Raw genomic sequence first — 14,859 nt, forward strand, 5'->3', positions numbered from 1 at the left:
TGCTTCATCGACGGTAGTCGTCGTACCCGTCGTCATACGGGTCTTCGTACCGCTCCTCGTCCTCGTGATTCTGGTCCGAGGAGTTGCCCGACAGCTCACGCTGCAGAGCATCGAAGTCCGTGGTGGGAACGCTGTACTTGAGCTCCCGGGCCACTTTCGTCTGCTTGGCCTTAGCTCGGCCGCGCCCCATGGCTCGACCCCCTTGCACAGGGGCGGGGCGGCCGGGGGAAATCGGCGGCCCCGCGTCGTCTCGACAACTATTTCCTCAACACACCGTACCGTGTCACCGGGGTCCGATGCGACGTGGCGCGGTGTGCGAACGGTGACAGTATGGCCTGCCCCGCCCGAACGGACCAGCCGCTGCTTGCGGGAGGCGGCGGACGTGCCAGGATTCCTGAGTGCTCCGTCCCTTCGTTGCCTATCTGCGGGTCTATGAACCGCTGTCGGCGTTCGGGGATACCCCTGACGGACAGCTGGTCAAGGCGGTGGAGGCAGCTCAGCTGACGCGGGCCACCGCGGGCGAGCGCGAACTGTTCCTGTGGTTGAAGTCACAAGCATCGACGCCGCCGCGGTTGCTGCCCGCCGAGACGGCCGGCGGTACCGCCGTGCCGAGTTCCCGCGCCGACGTGCTCGTGCTGGACCCGGACGAGGTGCCGACCGCGGGCAGCGCCGAGGTGGGTCCCGGACCGCTCGTCTGCCCGCTGGAGCTGCGGCCGCGGTCGGCGGCCGCGCTGGTCGGCTTCCTTGGCGAGGCGCACCCGGCGCTGCGGGCGGCGGTGCTCGACGCCGTCGGTGTCTCCGCGGAGACGGTGCGGGCGCGGGCCAATGCCGCGCTGCGCGACCTGTACGGCACGTCCATGCACGTCCTGTCCACCACCTGGACCGTGCCGCTGCCGTGGTTCTCCCTCATCGACCCGGGCGAACGCAAGCTCGTGCTGGGCACCGGCCAGGACGATCCCGAGCGGGAGCTGTCCTGGCGCACGGCGATGACCGACGCGCTGCGCCGAGTGGCCGAGGCCGAGGAGCTGTCGCGGAACGCCCTCGGCGACGAAGCCGGGCCCACCGAGATCCTGAACGAGACGAGCCGGTGGCTCGCCAACTTCCACCCGGCCTCGGCCGTCGAGCTCGACTACGGCGGGCTCGTCCAGCTCATCGACGACCCTACGCTGGAATCGGACACCTCGGCCGAAGAGGTGCACGGGATTCTGGAGGCCCTGCGCAGCGGAGCCGTGGAGGACATCGCCGAGCTGTTCCAGACGCTGCGTGACTACTGGGGCGAGCTGGCCGCGCGCGAACGTTTCAACTGACCGCCAACGCCGCCGCGCACTCCTCGGTCACGCGCAGCTCGCCCACCTCGCGGCCGCCACCGCGCACCAGGCCCGCGCCCCGGCCGAACCCGTCCACCACCGAGGCGGCGGCGGGGTTGGCCGGCCAGGCTCCGAGCGCGCGGAGTGCGGCGGCCAGCACCGGTCCCCGCGCCCGGGCCGCCCCGTCGGCGATCTTGAACGCCACCGCCGTGCCGTCGGGCAACGCGAACGCGTGGACGCCTTCGGCTCCGCCCTTGATGAGCAGTCCGGGCACGGCGAGCATCAGCAGGGTGTCGTCGCGTCCGGTCCCGGCGACCAGCCACGGCCGCGCCCGCATGGCGTCGGCGACCCTCCGGGCGGGGTCGGCGGAGTCCCGGGCCGTGACGATCCGTCCGAACGCGCGCGCCAGCCCCGTCAGCGAGAACGCGAACAACGGGGCGCCGCAGCCGTCCACACCCGTCGCCGCGATCGGCTCGCCCGTCAGCTCCACCACCGCCGCGGCGATCGCCTGCTGCAACTCGTGCTTGGGATCGGTGTAGTGCCCGGTGGCCCAGCCCGCGTTCACGCACGTGGTGAGCATCCCGGCGTGCTTGCCGGAGCAGTTCATCGCCACCCGGCGCGGTCCGGCCCCGTGGCGGATCGCCTCGACGCGACTCGGCTCGTGCAGCGGGTGGTCGGGCGGGCAGTGCAGGTCCGTCTCGGTGAGGCCGGCGCGGGCGAGCATCGCCAGCACACGGTCCACGTGGCCCGGCTCGCCGTTGTGCGACGCGCACACCAGCGCGAGGTCCTCGTCGTCCACCTCCAGTCCGGCCCGCAACATCCCGACGGCCTGCAGCGGCTTGTTCGCCGAACGCGGGTAGCCGGGCAGGTCCGGGTCGCCGAGCGTGGTCCGGACCGAGCCGTCCGGCCGGGTGACCACGAGGCTGCCGTGGTGCACGCTCTCGACGAACCCCGAGCGCACGACCTCGACCAGCGGCGCGGTGTGCTCCCGGCTCACGTGTCCTCGTCCCGCGCCCGCTCGGTGGCCAGCAGTTCGTCCACCGAGGCCGTGCCCTGCGCGTACCGGCGGGCGATCTCGGCGTTGAACGCGTCGACCACGGCCTGCACCTCACGGCGGCGCTGCGACACCGACGCCTCCTGCTCCCGGAACGTCTCCAGAGTCTCGGCGAGCCGCTCGTCGCTCAGCGCCGAGACGTCGGACAGGTTCGCGTCGCCGACGAGCGCCTCGGCCCGCCTGCGGTACTCGCCCGCCCGTGTCGGCTCCAGCGACTGATGCCTGCCGGAGCCGGTCGCGGGGCCGAGGGCGTTGTCGGCGAGGATCGTCGCGAGCTGGTCGACGACGCTGCCCGCTCCCTCGGAGGTACGGCGTTGCTGTTCGGCCTTGACGATGTCGATGCGCGCGTGCAACAGCCTGCGCAGGTAGGACAGGTCCGTCTCCTCCTGCGCGGCTTCGTCCCGCCGCTCGCGCAGCGTCGTCAGCGGCAGGCCGTCCAGGTCACGGGCATAGTCGGCGGCGAGAACACGGTCGATACGACGTCGCCCGCCGGGCCGGACTTCGATCACGGGGGTCATCCTGCTCTACGTCGGTCAAGCACGCCAGGGGATTCGATCATCTCACCCCCGAAGCCGCTGTACCGCCTCGCGGCCCGGCGCCACACCTTCCGCGGGCACGGAATCCGGGTCGATGGCGGCCTGCACGGCCTCGTCCCCGCTGCCCGCCGTCAACTCCGCGTCGGTGGGCGTCGACCGCTTGACGAGCGCCAGCGCGATGGGACCGAGTTCGTGGTGCTGGGCGACCGTGCCGACACGGCCGACGGTGCGCTCGCCGAGCCGCACCGGGTCGCCCGTCTCCGGGTACACCTCGGGCGAGCCGTCGAGGTGCAGCAACACCATGTGCCGGGGTGGCCTGCCGACGTTGAACACCTTGGCGACGGTCTCCTGACCCCGGTAGCACCCCTTCGCCACGTGGGCCGCCGAGCCGATCCAGCCGACCTCGTGCGGGATCGCCCGGTCGTCGGTGTCGACGCCGACGCGCGGCCGCAGCGACTCCACCCGCAGCGCGTCGAACGCCCAGGAGCCGGCCGGGCGTGCCCCGGCGTCGGTGAGCCGCTTCCAGACGTCGGGCAGATCCGCGCGCGGCACGAGCAGGTCCACGGCGTGTCTGCCCGGCCAGGGCATCCGGCGCGCGAGCCCGCCGCCCGGCAGCGCGGTGACCGCGTAGGGCTCGGTGCCGAGCTCGATGCCCAGCACCCCGTCAAGGACCGTGCCCAGCTCCGGTCCGAGCACGGTCAGCACGGCGAGGTCGTCGGTCGCGTCGCGGATGTCCACCTTGGACCAGAACTTCATCGCCTCGAGGTAGCCGAGGAGGGTTTGCTTGCCGCCCTTCGGCATCGCGCTGGTGGCCTGCGCCCCGGGGTCGGTGTCCAGGTGGACGACGCCGCCGGTGTAGCCGAGCACCATGTGCGCGTCGATGTGGCCGTTCGGGTCGAGCACGAGCGCCTCGGTTCCCGTGTTCTCCGGCAGCTCCGAGACGTGCTGGGAGAGCACGAGGTGTAGCCACGACAGCCGTTCCTCGCCCGCGACGGTGATCACCTGGCGGTGCGAGCGGTCCACCACCGCGACCCCGCGGACGGCGGTGCGTTGCTCGGCGAACGGGTCGCCCCAATGCCAGGGCACGCCGCTTTCGGGATGACCGTCGGGGGCACCGACGGCACCGGGCGCGGACAGCAGCGGTGACTGGTAGGCCATGCCATCGATCGTAGGTGAGTACGGTGGGCGCATGCGCGTGCTCGCTTTCCTCGACGGCACCCTCGCCGATCCCGACCAGGCCCACATCCGCGTCGACGACCTCGGGCTGCTCCGCGGCGACGGCATCTTCGAGACCGTCCTCGTCACGAACGGGGTCCCTCGGGAGCTCGGTCCGCACCTCGACCGGCTGGCCCGCTCGGCCGCCATGCTCGACCTGCCCGCACCCGACCGCGAGGCGTGGGAGCGCACGGTCCAGCTCGTGATCGACAACTGGCCGCGCGGGGAGGAGATGGCGCTCAAGCTCGTCTACACGCGGGGGATCGAGGGCCACCCGGCCGCGACGCCCACCAGCTTCGCGCTCGGCATGGAGATCGACGACAAGATCAAGGCCGCCCGGCGCGACGGTGTCGCCGTCGTGACGCTCGACCGCGGCTTCGACGCCGACCTCGCCCAGCGCGCGCCCTGGCTGCTGCTGGGGGCGAAGTCGCTCTCCTACGCCGTCAACATGGCGGCGCTGCGCGAGGCTGCCCGGCGCGGCGCCTCCGACGTCATCTTCACCACCCCCGACGGGACGGTGCTGGAGGGTCCGACGTCGAACGTCGTCGTCGCCCGCGGGCGCACTCTGTACACGCCGCCGCCGTCGCTGGGGATCCTGCCCGGCACCACGCAGGGCGACGTCTTCCGGGCGGCCGAGCGGGCCGGCTGGGACACCGAGGTGACCACACTCAAGGTCGACGAACTCGGCACGGGCGACGCGCTGATGCTGGCGTCGTCGGTGCGCAAGCTGACCCGCGTGCACACCCTCGACGGGGAGCGGCTGCCCGACTCGACGAAGGTGCACGCCGAGCTCGCGGAGATCTACGAGTCGCAGTACGAGTGAGGCCGGCCGGTCAGCCGACGACCCGGTGCAGCAACGCCGACGCGTGCGGGGTCATCGGCTGGCCGACCATCGCGCGTTCCTCGACGTAACCGAGGTCGCCGTTCGCGACGATCCCGTAGAGCCGCTGCGCCGCGGTGACCTCCTTGGCCGTGGCCGAGCGCACCACCGCGTCGGTCCCCAGCTGCCAGGACGACTGGTTGCGCGGCTTGCCGTAGAAGAGTTCGAGAATGCCGGAGGAGTGTGTGAGCAGCAGCTCGATGGTGTCGTCCTCCTGGGGCCGCCACCAGCCGGTCTCCCGGGCGGCGGGCCGGATCACGTTGCCGTCCTTGTCGAGCAGCCACGCCCTGGCCTCGTGGTAGAGGAACGGGCGGCCGTCGTGCGAGATCGTCAACTGCTGGGCGAACCGGACGGGTTCGTCCATCGTCGGGTAGTTGATCTCGCCCTCGCCGCGCCACACGCCCACGAGCGGCAGGAGCGCCAGGCATGCGTCATTGAGGTTCGGGCCCTCGCGCAGGTTCGCCGTATCGCCGGGGATCGGCAGATCCTCCAGCTGCGGGATGTTGCGCTTGGCCGTCGTCTCCGCGCGCTCCGCCGCGGCCCGGATGGCTTCGTCGCCGCTTGCCGACATCGGACTCAGCGCTGGTCGGAGTACAGCCGGTAGACGACGTAGCCGCCGAACCAGGTCACAGCGACGATGGCCAGCACGAGCAGCGTCGTAAACAGAATCTCCACGGGCCGAAGGATAACCCTCCGCCTGGTGCGCCGCCGAGGCGCAGGTACCCGCCCGTGAGCACGGTCACCAGGACCTGGCCCGGCGGACACGACACGGCCCCCGAGAGCCGGAACCCTCGGGGGCCGATGTGCGGAGAACGCGTCAGCCGACGGCGATGGTGACCTGGTGGACACCGGGGCCGCCGGCCTCGACGGAGGCCTGGCCGTTGCCGGTGCGGTGCAGGGCACGCACGGTCCAGGAGCCCGGCGCCGCGTAGAACCGGAAGTCACCCTCCGGCGACGCCTGCACCTCGCCGCAGAACTCGCCGTCGGAGTTGAGCAGCCGCACGTAGGCACCGCCGATCGGACCGTCGTTGCCGGTCACCTTGCCGGCGACCACGGTCTGGCCGCCCGTGTCCTCGTCGGCCGCGACCGCCGTCTGCACGGGAGCGCCGCATCCGTCCGTCATCAGTTGCCTCCCGTCTCGACCGGAACGCCGACCAGCGAGCCGTACTCGGTCCACGAGCCGTCGTAGTTCTTCACGTCCTGCAGCCCGATGAGCTCGTGCAGCGCGAACCACGTGTGGCTCGACCGCTCACCGATGCGGCAGTAGGCGATGGTGGGCTTGGAGGTGTCCAGGCCCGCTTCCTTGTACAGCTGCTCGAGCTCCTCGGCGGACTTGAACGTGCCGTCCTCGTTGGCCGCCTTGGACCAGGGGACGTTCACGGCGCTGGGGATGTGGCCGGCGCGCTGCGCGGTCTCCTGCGGCAGGTGCGCAGGGGCGAGCAGCTTGCCGGAGTACTCGTCGGGCGAGCGGACATCCACGAGGTTCTTGGTGTTGATGGCCTCGACTACCTCGTCGCGGAACGCGCGCAGCGAGAGGTCCTGCTCCTTGGCCTGGTAGCTGGTGCGCTCACGCTGCGGGACCTCGGTGGTGAGCTCGCGGCCGTCGAGCTCCCACTTCTTGCGGCCGCCGTCGAGCAGCTTGACCTTGTCGTGGCCGTAGAGCTTGAAGTACCAGTAGGCGTACGCGGCGAACCAGTTGTTGTTGCCGCCGTAGAGGATCACCAGGTCGTCGTTGGAGACGCCCTTCTCCGAGAGCAGCTTCTCGAAGCCTGCCTTGTCGACGAAGTCCCGGCGGACCGGGTCCTGCAGCTCGTTCTTCCAGTCGATCTTGACGGCGCCGCGGATGTGGCCGCCGTCGTAGGCCGTCGTGTCCTCGTCGACCTCGACGAACACGACACCCGGCGTGTCCAGGTTCTCCTCTGCCCACTGGGTAGTGACCAGGACGTCTTCACGGCTCATTGACCGGCACTCACTTTCTTCTTCAACTGGTGACAGGGATACGTACTCTTGCGATCAGGCTTGCTCGGCCCGCGGCGAGAGGCGCTTGAACAGCAGGTACATCTCGCAGCCGAGGCAGAAGTTGAACGCGGCGTTGAGGAACGCGGCGAACAGCGCGAATGCCGTGGCGACGATGCCGAGCGTGGTCACACCACTGGCATACCCGACCGTGCCGACGAGCGCGAACACGAACCCGACCGCCTGGGCGAACCGCAGCGGAGCCGCGTCCTCCCGCTCGTCGGTGGGCCCGAGCCTCGGCGCCAGGAGCACCCGGTACAGCACCGAGTAGGGCGCGGGCTTCAGGCCGATGAACGCGCCGATGCCGAACACCACCGTCTGTGCCGCGAGCAGCGGCCACCAGCCGGTGAGCAGGACTACGGCGAGGACGACCGTCGTCACGGCCGCGGCGAAGCGCGGTCCGCGTGGATCGACTGCGGGTCCTGCGGGCATGTCACCTCCTGGCGTCGTGGCTACGTCGGGCCGGAACTTGCGGAGCCGACGAACACAGGCTGCTGCGCACGCGGCACAGATCGACCGCGCGCCGCTGCGTCAGGAGGTGGTTGGGCAGCCTGTCCACGGTGATCAGCCTACCTAGGCTCCCTGATCGCGGGAACCGCGTTCAGTCTGTGGGACGAGGTGCGGTTCGAGCGCCGCGAGCAGCTCGGCGCTCTTCGGGACGCCGCCGACCCGCAGCAGCTCCCGCCCCTGCGGCGCGTAGGCGATGGTCGTCGGGGTGCGCAGCACGCCGAGGTCGTGGGCGACGTGTGGCCGGTCGGTGACGTCGAGGTCGACGTGCCGCAGGCCCTCGGTGCGCTCGGCGAGGTGCGAGAGCAGTGCCCGCGTCTGCCGGCACGGCGCGCAGAACGTGGTGGAGATCTGGACCAGTGTCACGGCGTCGCCGTCCAGAACCTCGGCGACGGCCGCGGGCAGAGTGTCCGCCGTTCCGGTAGCCGTGTCTGCCGTTCGCGTAGCCGTGTCTGCCGTTCCGGTAGCCGTGTCTGCCGTTCCGGTCAGGCGTATGCGGCCGTCGCGGCGGCGCATCGCCACCCCGACGACCAGCCCGGCCACCAGCGTGACCAGCAGCACGACCAGACCTGTCACCACACGTCCCCTACTGAGCGGAGTCGGCACCGGCGAAGGTGACGTTCTTCGCCTCGCCCTTCAGTGTGATCGAGCCGGGCGCCACCGTGACCGCCGTGGGGGTGACCGTGAAGGGCAGGTCGCCCGCGTTGATGTCCGCCTCGAAGTTCGGCAACAGCTGTTGCTGCACAGCCTGGGGAACGACCGTCGTCTCCTGGTCATTCCCGAACTGCAGCCGGTGCGGGGTGATCTTGATGGTCGTGCCGTCCAGCTGGATCATCGCGAAGGCGAAGATCTCCACCTCCTCGCCCGCGATCTGCACCTTGCCCGACAGCCGGACTCCCGCGGTGCTGTCGTCGGACTCACCGGACTCGCCGGACTCACCCGACTCGCCGGAATCCCCGGAGTCGCCGGACCCTCCCGAGTCGCCCGAGCCGCCGGAGCCGTCGGAGTCACCGGAGCCGCCGGTGTCGTTGCCCGAGCCCTCGCCGTTGCGGACGTAGGACTCCGACGACGGCTCGATCTGCAGGTCCTTGATGTTGTGCAGCGGCTTGACCTGGTTGATGTCGCTCGCCTTCAGCGTGACCTGGCCTTCGAGGTCGCCGATGTTGATGTTCTCGACGTTGCCCGCCGTGAGGTCGGACAGCGGTGCCGTGACGTCGCGCAGCTCGGCGCGGACGGCGACGTCCGACAGGATGTCCTGCACCTGCACACCTTGGGCGGACACGCTGATGTGGTCGTACTCGCCCGAGATGGCCTGGGTGGCGAACGGGAAGCCATGGATCGTGACCGCCGGATCGTCGCGCAGCCCCAGTTGCTCGCGCGCCTTCTGGGAAACGGTGTGCTCGGCGAACGCCGCCGCCGCGAAGTCCGCACCGACGAGGAGGCCGGCCAGCACGATCAACACCGTGATGAGCCTGCGGGCCCGGCGTCCGGAGCGCCGTCGAGGTGACCGGGCTTGCTGGGTCACAGCATTGCTCACAATCCGCTTCCGATCTGTTACGTCATGGTTCCGGCGGGTGCACAACTGTGTGCGAAAGGGTGTGATGCCCGTTTCACGACAGCAGACATGTCACACCACCGCGGGTTATTCTCACTGACGACCTGCCCGAGTCCGACTCGAGGCGATCGAAAACACGTGAGGCGGTGGCGATGAGCCTGGACTTGCTGGTACTCACTCCGGAATCCGATGCCACCTCGGTACTACCCGCTCTCGACCTGCTCCCGCACACCGTACGCGTGCGGGCGCCCGAGGTCACCGCGCTGCTCGACGCCGGCCACCGTGACGTCATTCTGCTCGACGCACGCACGGACCTGGCGTCGGCCAAGAGCCTGAGCCGGTTGCTGAAGGGCGCCGGCGACGAGGACGCGACGACCCCGGTCATCGCGGTCGTCGGCGAAGGCGGCCTCGTGGCGGTCAGCGCGGAATGGCGCACCGACGACATCCTGCTCCCCACGGCTGGCCCGGCCGAGGTGGACGCCCGGCTGCGGCTGGCGACCACCAAGGACGGCGCCACCACCCAGGTGGACGCCGAGCTGCGGGTGGGCGACCTCGTGATCGACGAGGCGACCTACACGGCGCGGCTGAAGCGGCGCACGCTCGAGCTCACCTACAAGGAGTTCGAGCTGCTCAAGTACCTCGCGCAGCACGCGGGCCGGGTGTTCACCCGCGCCCAGCTGCTGCAGGAGGTCTGGGGCTACGACTTCTTCGGTGGCACCCGGACCGTCGACGTGCACGTGCGGCGGCTGCGCGCGAAGCTCGGCCCCGAGCACGAGCAGATGATCGGCACCGTGCGCAACGTCGGCTACAAGTTCGAGCGCCCGGCGAAGAGCACCGGACCGGTCAAGGGCGGCACCCCGGCCGTGCCCGAGTCCGTGGAGGTCACGGAGTACTCCAACCGCTGACCCCGGCCGGGCGATTAGCCTGAACCCATGCTGGAACTGGCGTGGGTGGACGACCTCGACGACGCGCGCACCCGAGCGGTGCGCGCGTTGTTGTCTGCGGCGAGGAAGACCGACGGCCGGCCCGAGATCGAACCGGGAGGCGAACTGCCCGGCGAGTTCCGCGGCGGGCGCTACCTGCTGGGCGCGGTCGCCGGCGAGCTCGTCGGCGTGGTCCACCTCGACCCGGGCGGTGACGCCTTCGGCAGGCAGGTCGCCGAACTGATCGTGCATCCGGACCACCGGCGCCGGGGGTACGGTGCCCGCCTCGTCGAGGCGCTGCTCGCGGAGGTGCCCGCCAACCTGCGGGTATGGGCGCACGGCGACCACCCGGCGGCCGCCCGGCTGGCCGAGCGGTTCGGGCTCGCGAGGGCCAGGGAACTGCTGGTGATGCGGGTCGACTCCGAGGGCGCAGACTGGCCGGAGCCCACCCCACCAAGGGGCGTCTCGCTGCGGACGTTCGTTCCGGGCAAGGACGAGCAGGCCGTCATCGACGTCAACAGGCGTGCCTTCGACTGGCACCCCGAGCAGGGCACGTTCACCGTCGAGCAGCTCACCGAGGCCGAATCGCAGAGCTGGTTCGACGCCGACGGCTTCTTCCTCGCCGAGAACGCCGAGGGCCGGGTCGTCGGCTTCCACTGGACCAAGGTCCACCCGCCCAACCCGGAGCGGTTCGGCGGTGAGCCGGTGGGCGAGGTGTACGTGGTCGGCGTGGACCCGGCCGCCCAGGGCGGCGGCCTCGGCCGGGCCCTGACCCTGGCCGGCCTGCGCTACCTGCGCGAGCGTGGCCTGCGCCAGGTGATCCTCTACGTCGAGGGCGACAACGCGCCCGCCGTCGCCGTCTACCGCAGGCTCGGTTTCGAGCGGCACGAGGTCGACGTGCAGTACGCCACCGGTGACGCCGCGGCGTGATAGCGTCGCGCCGCCAGTCGTACTCACGCACGTCGTGAGTCAGGAAATCCGGTGCGAATCCGGAACTGACGCGCAGCGGTGAGGGGGACGGGCGGGACAGCACGCCACTGGACTCGGTCTGGGAAGGCGTCCCGTCCGGACGATCCCGAGTCCGAAGACCTGCTGGCACCGGTCTTGTGCCGGAAGTCGCTGTCCGCTTCGGGCTCCGCGTTTGGGCCCGCCGACGCAGAGGAACGTCCGTGCCGCTGCACCGCACCACGTCCTTGATCGCCGCCCTTCTCGCCGTGCTGCTCCCGCTCGCCGGGTGCGGAGCCGCCGCCGGCCCCACGGCTCGGCAGGCGGCGCCGGGCTACCCCCGCACGGTCGCCAACTGCGGCTTGCCCACCCGCGTCGAGGCGCCGCCGCGGCGCGTCGTGTCGCTGAACCAGGGCAGCACCGAGATCCTGCTCGCGCTCGGCCTCGGCGACCGGCTCGCGGGCACGGCCACCTGGACCGATCCGGTCCGCCCCGACCTCGCCGAGGCCAACGCGCGCGTGCCGAGGCTGGCCGACAACATGCCGTCGTTTGAGGCCGTGCTCGAAGCCGAGCCCGACTTCGTCACGGCGTCCTTCGCCTCGACGCTCGGGGTGGGCGGCGTCGCCACGCGCGAGCGGTTCGCCGAGTTCGGGGTGCCGAGCTACCTCTCCCCGGCCGACTGCGTGAAGGACAACAGCGGAGGAGGCGACGGCCGCCGCGGTACGCCGCTGACGATGGAGACGATCTACCGCGAGATCCGTGAGCTGGCGAGGCTGTTCGGCGTGGAGGAACGCGGCGAGCGGCTGGTCTCCGACCTGCGCGGGCGGCTCCACCGGGCCACGGCCGGGCTCGACGCGTCCGGGGTGACGCTGCTGTACTGGTTCGCCAACTCCGACTCGCCGTATCTGGCGGGGTGCTGCGGCGCGCCCGGCATCATGACGGAGGCCGTCGGTGCGAGGAACGTCTTCGACGACACGCACGACGAGTGGCCGCAGATCAGCTGGGAGACCGTCGCCGAGCGGGATCCCGACGTGCTGGTGATCGGTGACCTTACCCGCAGGTCGCAGACCGCCGAATCGGCGGCCGCCAAGATCGAGTTCCTCGAGTCGCACCCGGTGACGCGCGACCTGGACGCCGTCCGGCACAAACGCTACGTCCTGCTGAGCGGGCAGGCGATGAACCCGACGATCCGCACGGTCGATGGCGTGGAGGAGCTGGCGAGCAAGCTGCGCGAGTTCGGGCTCGCCAGGTGAGCGTCCGGCAGGCCTCGCGCGTCGCGTCGCCGGTCCTGCTGCTCGGCGGAGCCGCGGTGCTGGTGGCGTCGGTCGCCGTGGCCATCACGATCGGTCCCGCGGACATCCGGGTCGGTGACGTGTGGTCCGCCGTGGCCGCGCGGCTCGGGGTGGGCGAGTCGGCCCTGTCGGTGCTCCGGGACGGCATCGTGTGGAACCTGCGGTTGCCCAGGACGTTGCTCGCGGCGGTGTGTGGTGCCGGGCTGGCCGTGTGCGGCGCGATCATGCAGTCGCTGCTGCGCAACCCGCTGGCCGACCCGTTCGTGCTCGGGGTGTCCTCCGGCGCCTCGACGGGGGCCGTGCTCGTGGTGGTGCTCGGAGCCGGTGGCGGCGTGCTGTCGCTGTCGGCCGGGGCCTTCCTCGGCGCCGTCGGGTCGTTCGCGCTGGTCCTCGCACTGAGCCACACCCTCGGAGGCACCACCGACCGGGTCGTGCTCTCCGGGGTGGCCGTGATGCAGCTGTTCTCGGCGCTGACGTCGTTCATCGTGCTCACGTCGGCCGATGCCGAGACCACGCGCGGCGTGCTGTTCTGGCTGCTGGGCTCGCTGAGCAACGCGGGCTGGCCGGAGATGGTCACGTGCGCGTCGGTGCTGGTGGCGACGCTGCTGGTGTGTGGTGGGTACGCCCGCTCGCTGGACGCGTTCGCGTTCGGGGAGGACGCCGCCGCGACGCTCGGAGTGCCGGTCGCGCGGACGCGGCTGGTGCTGCTGTGCGTGACCGCGCTGCTCACCGCGGTGCTGGTCAGCTCGGTGGGGGCGGTCGGATTCGTCGGGCTGGTCCTGCCGCACGCCGCCCGTGCCCTGGTCGGGCCGAACCACGCGACGCTACTGCCGGTAAGCGCGCTGGCGGGTGCGGTGCTGCTCGTCTGGGTCGACACCGTGGCGCGGACGGTGCTGGAGCCGCAGGAGGTGCCGGTCGGCGTGGTGACCGCGCTGATCGGCGTGCCCGCGTTCGTGCTGATCCTCTACCGCTCGCGAGGCGCGCGATGAGCGGTCTCATGGCGCACCGGGTCACCCGCACCCTCGGTGGTCGGCTGGTGCTCGACGGCGTGACCATCGCCCCGGAGCCCGGCGCCACCGTCGGCGTGCTCGGGCCGAACGGCTCCGGGAAGTCGACGTTGCTGCGGGTGCTCGCCGGAGTGCTCGCGCCGACGTCCGGGGTGGTGACGCTCGACGGCGAACCGCTGGACGACGTCGGCCGTCGCACGCTCGCCCGCCGGGTGGCGGTGGTCGAGCAGCAGGCCGACACGCAGGTGCCGCTCACCGTGCTCGACGTGGTGCGGCTGGGCCGGATCCCGCATCGCCGGGCCTGGTCGCCGGCGTCGGCGGAGGACGAGGCGGCCGTGTGGGCGGCGCTCGAGCACACCGGGCTGGCCGGCAAGGCGCACCGGCGGTGGCAGACGCTCTCCGGTGGTGAACGGCAACGCGCCCAGATCGCCAGGGCGCTCGCGCAGCGGCCGCGCGAGCTGCTGCTGGACGAGCCGACCAACCACCTCGACATCCAGCATCAGTTCGAGCTGCTGGACCTGCTCGCGGGCCTGCCGGTGACGACCGTGGTGGCGTTGCACGACCTGAATCTGGCGGCGATGTACTGCGACCGGATCGTGGTGCTCGACACGGGCAGCGTGGTGGCCGCCGGACCGCCGGGTGAGGTGCTCACCGAGGAGCTCATCGCCCGCGTGTACGGCGTGGCTGCGGAGGTGACCCGGCAGCCGGAGGGATATCCGCACGTCCGGTTCGTGCGAGGACCGGTCCGGCCGGAGCGGCGACGCTGCCGACCCCGCCGGAGGGCGACGTCCTGAACGTCCTGAACGTCCTGAAGACGTCCCGAATCAGCCGAAGCGGCCGGAGATGTAGTCCTCCGTGGCCTTCTTGCTCGGGGTGGAGAAGATCTTGGTGGTCTCGTCGATCTCCACGAGCTCACCGGGCTTGCCCACGCCCTGCAGGTTGAAGAAGCCGGTCACGTCGCTGACGCGGGCCGCCTGCTGCATGTTGTGCGTGACGATGACGATCGTGTAGTTGGCCTTGAGCTCCAGCATCAGGTCCTCGATGGCCTGCGTGGAGATCGGGTCGAGCGCCGAGCACGGCTCGTCCATCAGCAGCACGTCGGGCTGGACGGCGATGGCCCGCGCGATGCACAGCCGCTGCTGCTGACCGCCGGAGAGGCCGGAGCCGGGCTTGGCGAGCCGGTCCTTGACCTCCTCCCAGAGGTTGGCCGCCCGCAGCGACCCCTCCACCAGGTCGTCCATCTCGGACTTCTTCATCCGCCGGTTGTTCAGCTTCAGCCCGGCGGCGACGTTGTCGTAGATCGACATCGTCGGGAACGGGTTGGGCCGCTGGAACACCATGCCGATCTGCCGCCGCACGTTCACCGGGTCGACGCCCGGGCCGTACAGGTCGTCGTCGTCCATGACGATCGAGCCTTCCACCCGCGCGCCCGGCACGAGCTCGTGCATCCGGTTGAGCGTGCGCAGGAACGTCGACTTGCCGCACCCCGAGGGTCCGATCAGCGCGGTGACCGACCGTGGCTGGATGGTCATCGACACGCCCTGCACGGCGAGGAACTTGTCGTAGTAGATGTCGAGATCCTTGACCTCGATGCGCTTTGCCACAGTGCCTTCCTAGTCTTC

The 14,859-nt window shown here is 71.1% G+C and carries 18 protein-coding genes and 1 riboswitch; of the genes, 7 read left to right on the forward strand and 11 right to left on the reverse strand.

Annotation, left to right across the window (positions count from 1 at the left end):
- Positions 1 to 4 precede the first annotated feature (4 nt).
- Complete coding sequence (locus ACFSZT_RS05160; protein WP_377393885.1) at positions 5 to 190, reverse strand: DUF3073 domain-containing protein; 186 nt, start codon at positions 188 to 190, stop codon at positions 5 to 7.
- Positions 191 to 398: 208 nt separating this feature from the next.
- On the opposite strand from ACFSZT_RS05160, the gene ACFSZT_RS05165 reads away from it, so the two are divergent.
- Positions 399 to 1,307, forward strand: coding sequence for a hypothetical protein (locus ACFSZT_RS05165; protein ID WP_377393887.1), 909 nt, complete (start codon positions 399 to 401; stop codon positions 1,305 to 1,307).
- On the opposite strand, the gene ACFSZT_RS05170 is transcribed toward ACFSZT_RS05165, so the two are convergent.
- The 3 genes from ACFSZT_RS05170 to ygfZ are packed head-to-tail and all read right to left on the reverse strand — an operon-like array spanning position 1,300 to position 4,055.
- A complete protein-coding gene (locus tag ACFSZT_RS05170) occupies positions 1,300 to 2,304 on the reverse strand; it encodes an asparaginase (RefSeq protein WP_377393889.1) in 1,005 nt (334 codons plus the stop codon). The two genes, ACFSZT_RS05165 and ACFSZT_RS05170, sit on opposite strands and share 8 nt — an antisense overlap.
- Complete coding sequence (locus ACFSZT_RS05175; RefSeq protein WP_377393891.1) at positions 2,301 to 2,870, reverse strand: RsiG family protein; 570 nt, start codon at positions 2,868 to 2,870, stop codon at positions 2,301 to 2,303. Before ACFSZT_RS05175 ends, ACFSZT_RS05170 begins: the two co-directional genes overlap by 4 nt.
- 51 nt (positions 2,871 to 2,921) lie before the next feature.
- Complete coding sequence (ygfZ, locus tag ACFSZT_RS05180; RefSeq protein WP_377393893.1) at positions 2,922 to 4,055, reverse strand: CAF17-like 4Fe-4S cluster assembly/insertion protein YgfZ; 1,134 nt, start codon at positions 4,053 to 4,055, stop codon at positions 2,922 to 2,924.
- Between the two features lie 31 nt (positions 4,056 to 4,086).
- Here ygfZ and ACFSZT_RS05185 point away from each other — a divergent pair, with 31 nt between their 5' ends.
- Positions 4,087 to 4,935 carry an aminodeoxychorismate lyase gene (locus ACFSZT_RS05185; RefSeq protein ID WP_377393895.1) on the forward strand — a complete coding sequence of 283 codons (849 nt, stop codon included), beginning with the start codon at positions 4,087 to 4,089 and terminating at the stop codon, positions 4,933 to 4,935.
- 10 nt (positions 4,936 to 4,945) lie between these two features.
- Here the strand turns inward: ACFSZT_RS05185 and ACFSZT_RS05190 are convergent, their stop codons facing one another.
- The 6 genes from ACFSZT_RS05190 to ACFSZT_RS05215 form a co-directional block, all read right to left on the reverse strand.
- Complete coding sequence (locus ACFSZT_RS05190) at positions 4,946 to 5,563, reverse strand: FABP family protein (RefSeq protein ID WP_377393897.1); 618 nt, start codon at positions 5,561 to 5,563, stop codon at positions 4,946 to 4,948.
- 246 nt (positions 5,564 to 5,809) lie between these two features.
- The gene (locus ACFSZT_RS05195; RefSeq protein ID WP_377393899.1) at positions 5,810 to 6,115 is read right to left on the reverse strand and encodes a DUF1416 domain-containing protein; all 306 of its coding nucleotides are present in this window, start codon (positions 6,113 to 6,115) and stop codon (positions 5,810 to 5,812) included.
- A complete protein-coding gene (locus ACFSZT_RS05200; RefSeq protein ID WP_377393901.1) occupies positions 6,115 to 6,951 on the reverse strand; it encodes a sulfurtransferase in 837 nt (278 codons plus the stop codon). Before ACFSZT_RS05200 ends, ACFSZT_RS05195 begins: the two co-directional genes overlap by 1 nt.
- Positions 6,952 to 7,005: 54 nt before the next feature.
- Positions 7,006 to 7,440 (reverse strand): DUF4395 domain-containing protein, encoded by a 435-nt coding sequence (locus ACFSZT_RS05205; RefSeq protein WP_377393903.1) that lies wholly within the window; start codon positions 7,438 to 7,440, stop codon positions 7,006 to 7,008.
- A gap of 141 nt (positions 7,441 to 7,581) precedes the next feature.
- Positions 7,582 to 8,091: a TlpA family protein disulfide reductase gene (locus ACFSZT_RS05210; RefSeq protein WP_377393905.1), complete on the reverse strand. Its 510-nt coding sequence runs from the start codon at positions 8,089 to 8,091 to the stop codon at positions 7,582 to 7,584.
- A 10-nt stretch (positions 8,092 to 8,101) separates the two neighbouring features.
- On the reverse strand, positions 8,102 to 9,040 hold the full coding sequence (locus tag ACFSZT_RS05215) for an LmeA family phospholipid-binding protein (protein ID WP_377393907.1): 939 nt from the start codon (positions 9,038 to 9,040) through the stop codon (positions 8,102 to 8,104).
- A 182-nt stretch (positions 9,041 to 9,222) separates the two neighbouring features.
- Here ACFSZT_RS05215 and ACFSZT_RS05220 point away from each other — a divergent pair, with 182 nt between their 5' ends.
- From ACFSZT_RS05220 to ACFSZT_RS05240, 5 genes are all read left to right on the forward strand, one after another.
- On the forward strand, positions 9,223 to 9,975 hold the full coding sequence (locus ACFSZT_RS05220) for a response regulator transcription factor (protein WP_377393909.1): 753 nt from the start codon (positions 9,223 to 9,225) through the stop codon (positions 9,973 to 9,975).
- A gap of 27 nt (positions 9,976 to 10,002) precedes the next feature.
- A complete protein-coding gene (gene mshD / locus ACFSZT_RS05225; protein WP_377393911.1) occupies positions 10,003 to 10,923 on the forward strand; it encodes a mycothiol synthase in 921 nt (306 codons plus the stop codon).
- A riboswitch (cobalamin riboswitch) is annotated at positions 10,921 to 11,104 on the forward strand. (Overlaps the previous gene by 3 nt.)
- Positions 11,105 to 11,162: 58 nt before the next feature.
- The gene (locus tag ACFSZT_RS05230) at positions 11,163 to 12,191 is read left to right on the forward strand and encodes an ABC transporter substrate-binding protein (RefSeq protein ID WP_377393913.1); all 1,029 of its coding nucleotides are present in this window, start codon (positions 11,163 to 11,165) and stop codon (positions 12,189 to 12,191) included.
- Complete coding sequence (locus ACFSZT_RS05235) at positions 12,188 to 13,219, forward strand: FecCD family ABC transporter permease (protein WP_377393915.1); 1,032 nt, start codon at positions 12,188 to 12,190, stop codon at positions 13,217 to 13,219. The genes ACFSZT_RS05230 and ACFSZT_RS05235 overlap by 4 nt, the downstream gene beginning before the upstream one ends.
- Entirely contained in the window at positions 13,216 to 14,031 is an 816-nt protein-coding gene (locus ACFSZT_RS05240; RefSeq protein WP_377393917.1) for an ABC transporter ATP-binding protein, read from the forward strand. Before ACFSZT_RS05235 ends, ACFSZT_RS05240 begins: the two co-directional genes overlap by 4 nt.
- A gap of 30 nt (positions 14,032 to 14,061) precedes the next feature.
- On the opposite strand, the gene pstB is transcribed toward ACFSZT_RS05240, so the two are convergent.
- Complete coding sequence (gene pstB, locus ACFSZT_RS05245; RefSeq protein WP_377393919.1) at positions 14,062 to 14,841, reverse strand: phosphate ABC transporter ATP-binding protein PstB; 780 nt, start codon at positions 14,839 to 14,841, stop codon at positions 14,062 to 14,064.
- Positions 14,842 to 14,859 lie beyond the last annotated feature (18 nt).

The sequence above is a fragment of the Prauserella oleivorans genome, from assembly GCF_042685745.1.
GTDB lineage: Bacteria > Actinomycetota > Actinomycetes > Mycobacteriales > Pseudonocardiaceae > Prauserella_A > Prauserella_A oleivorans.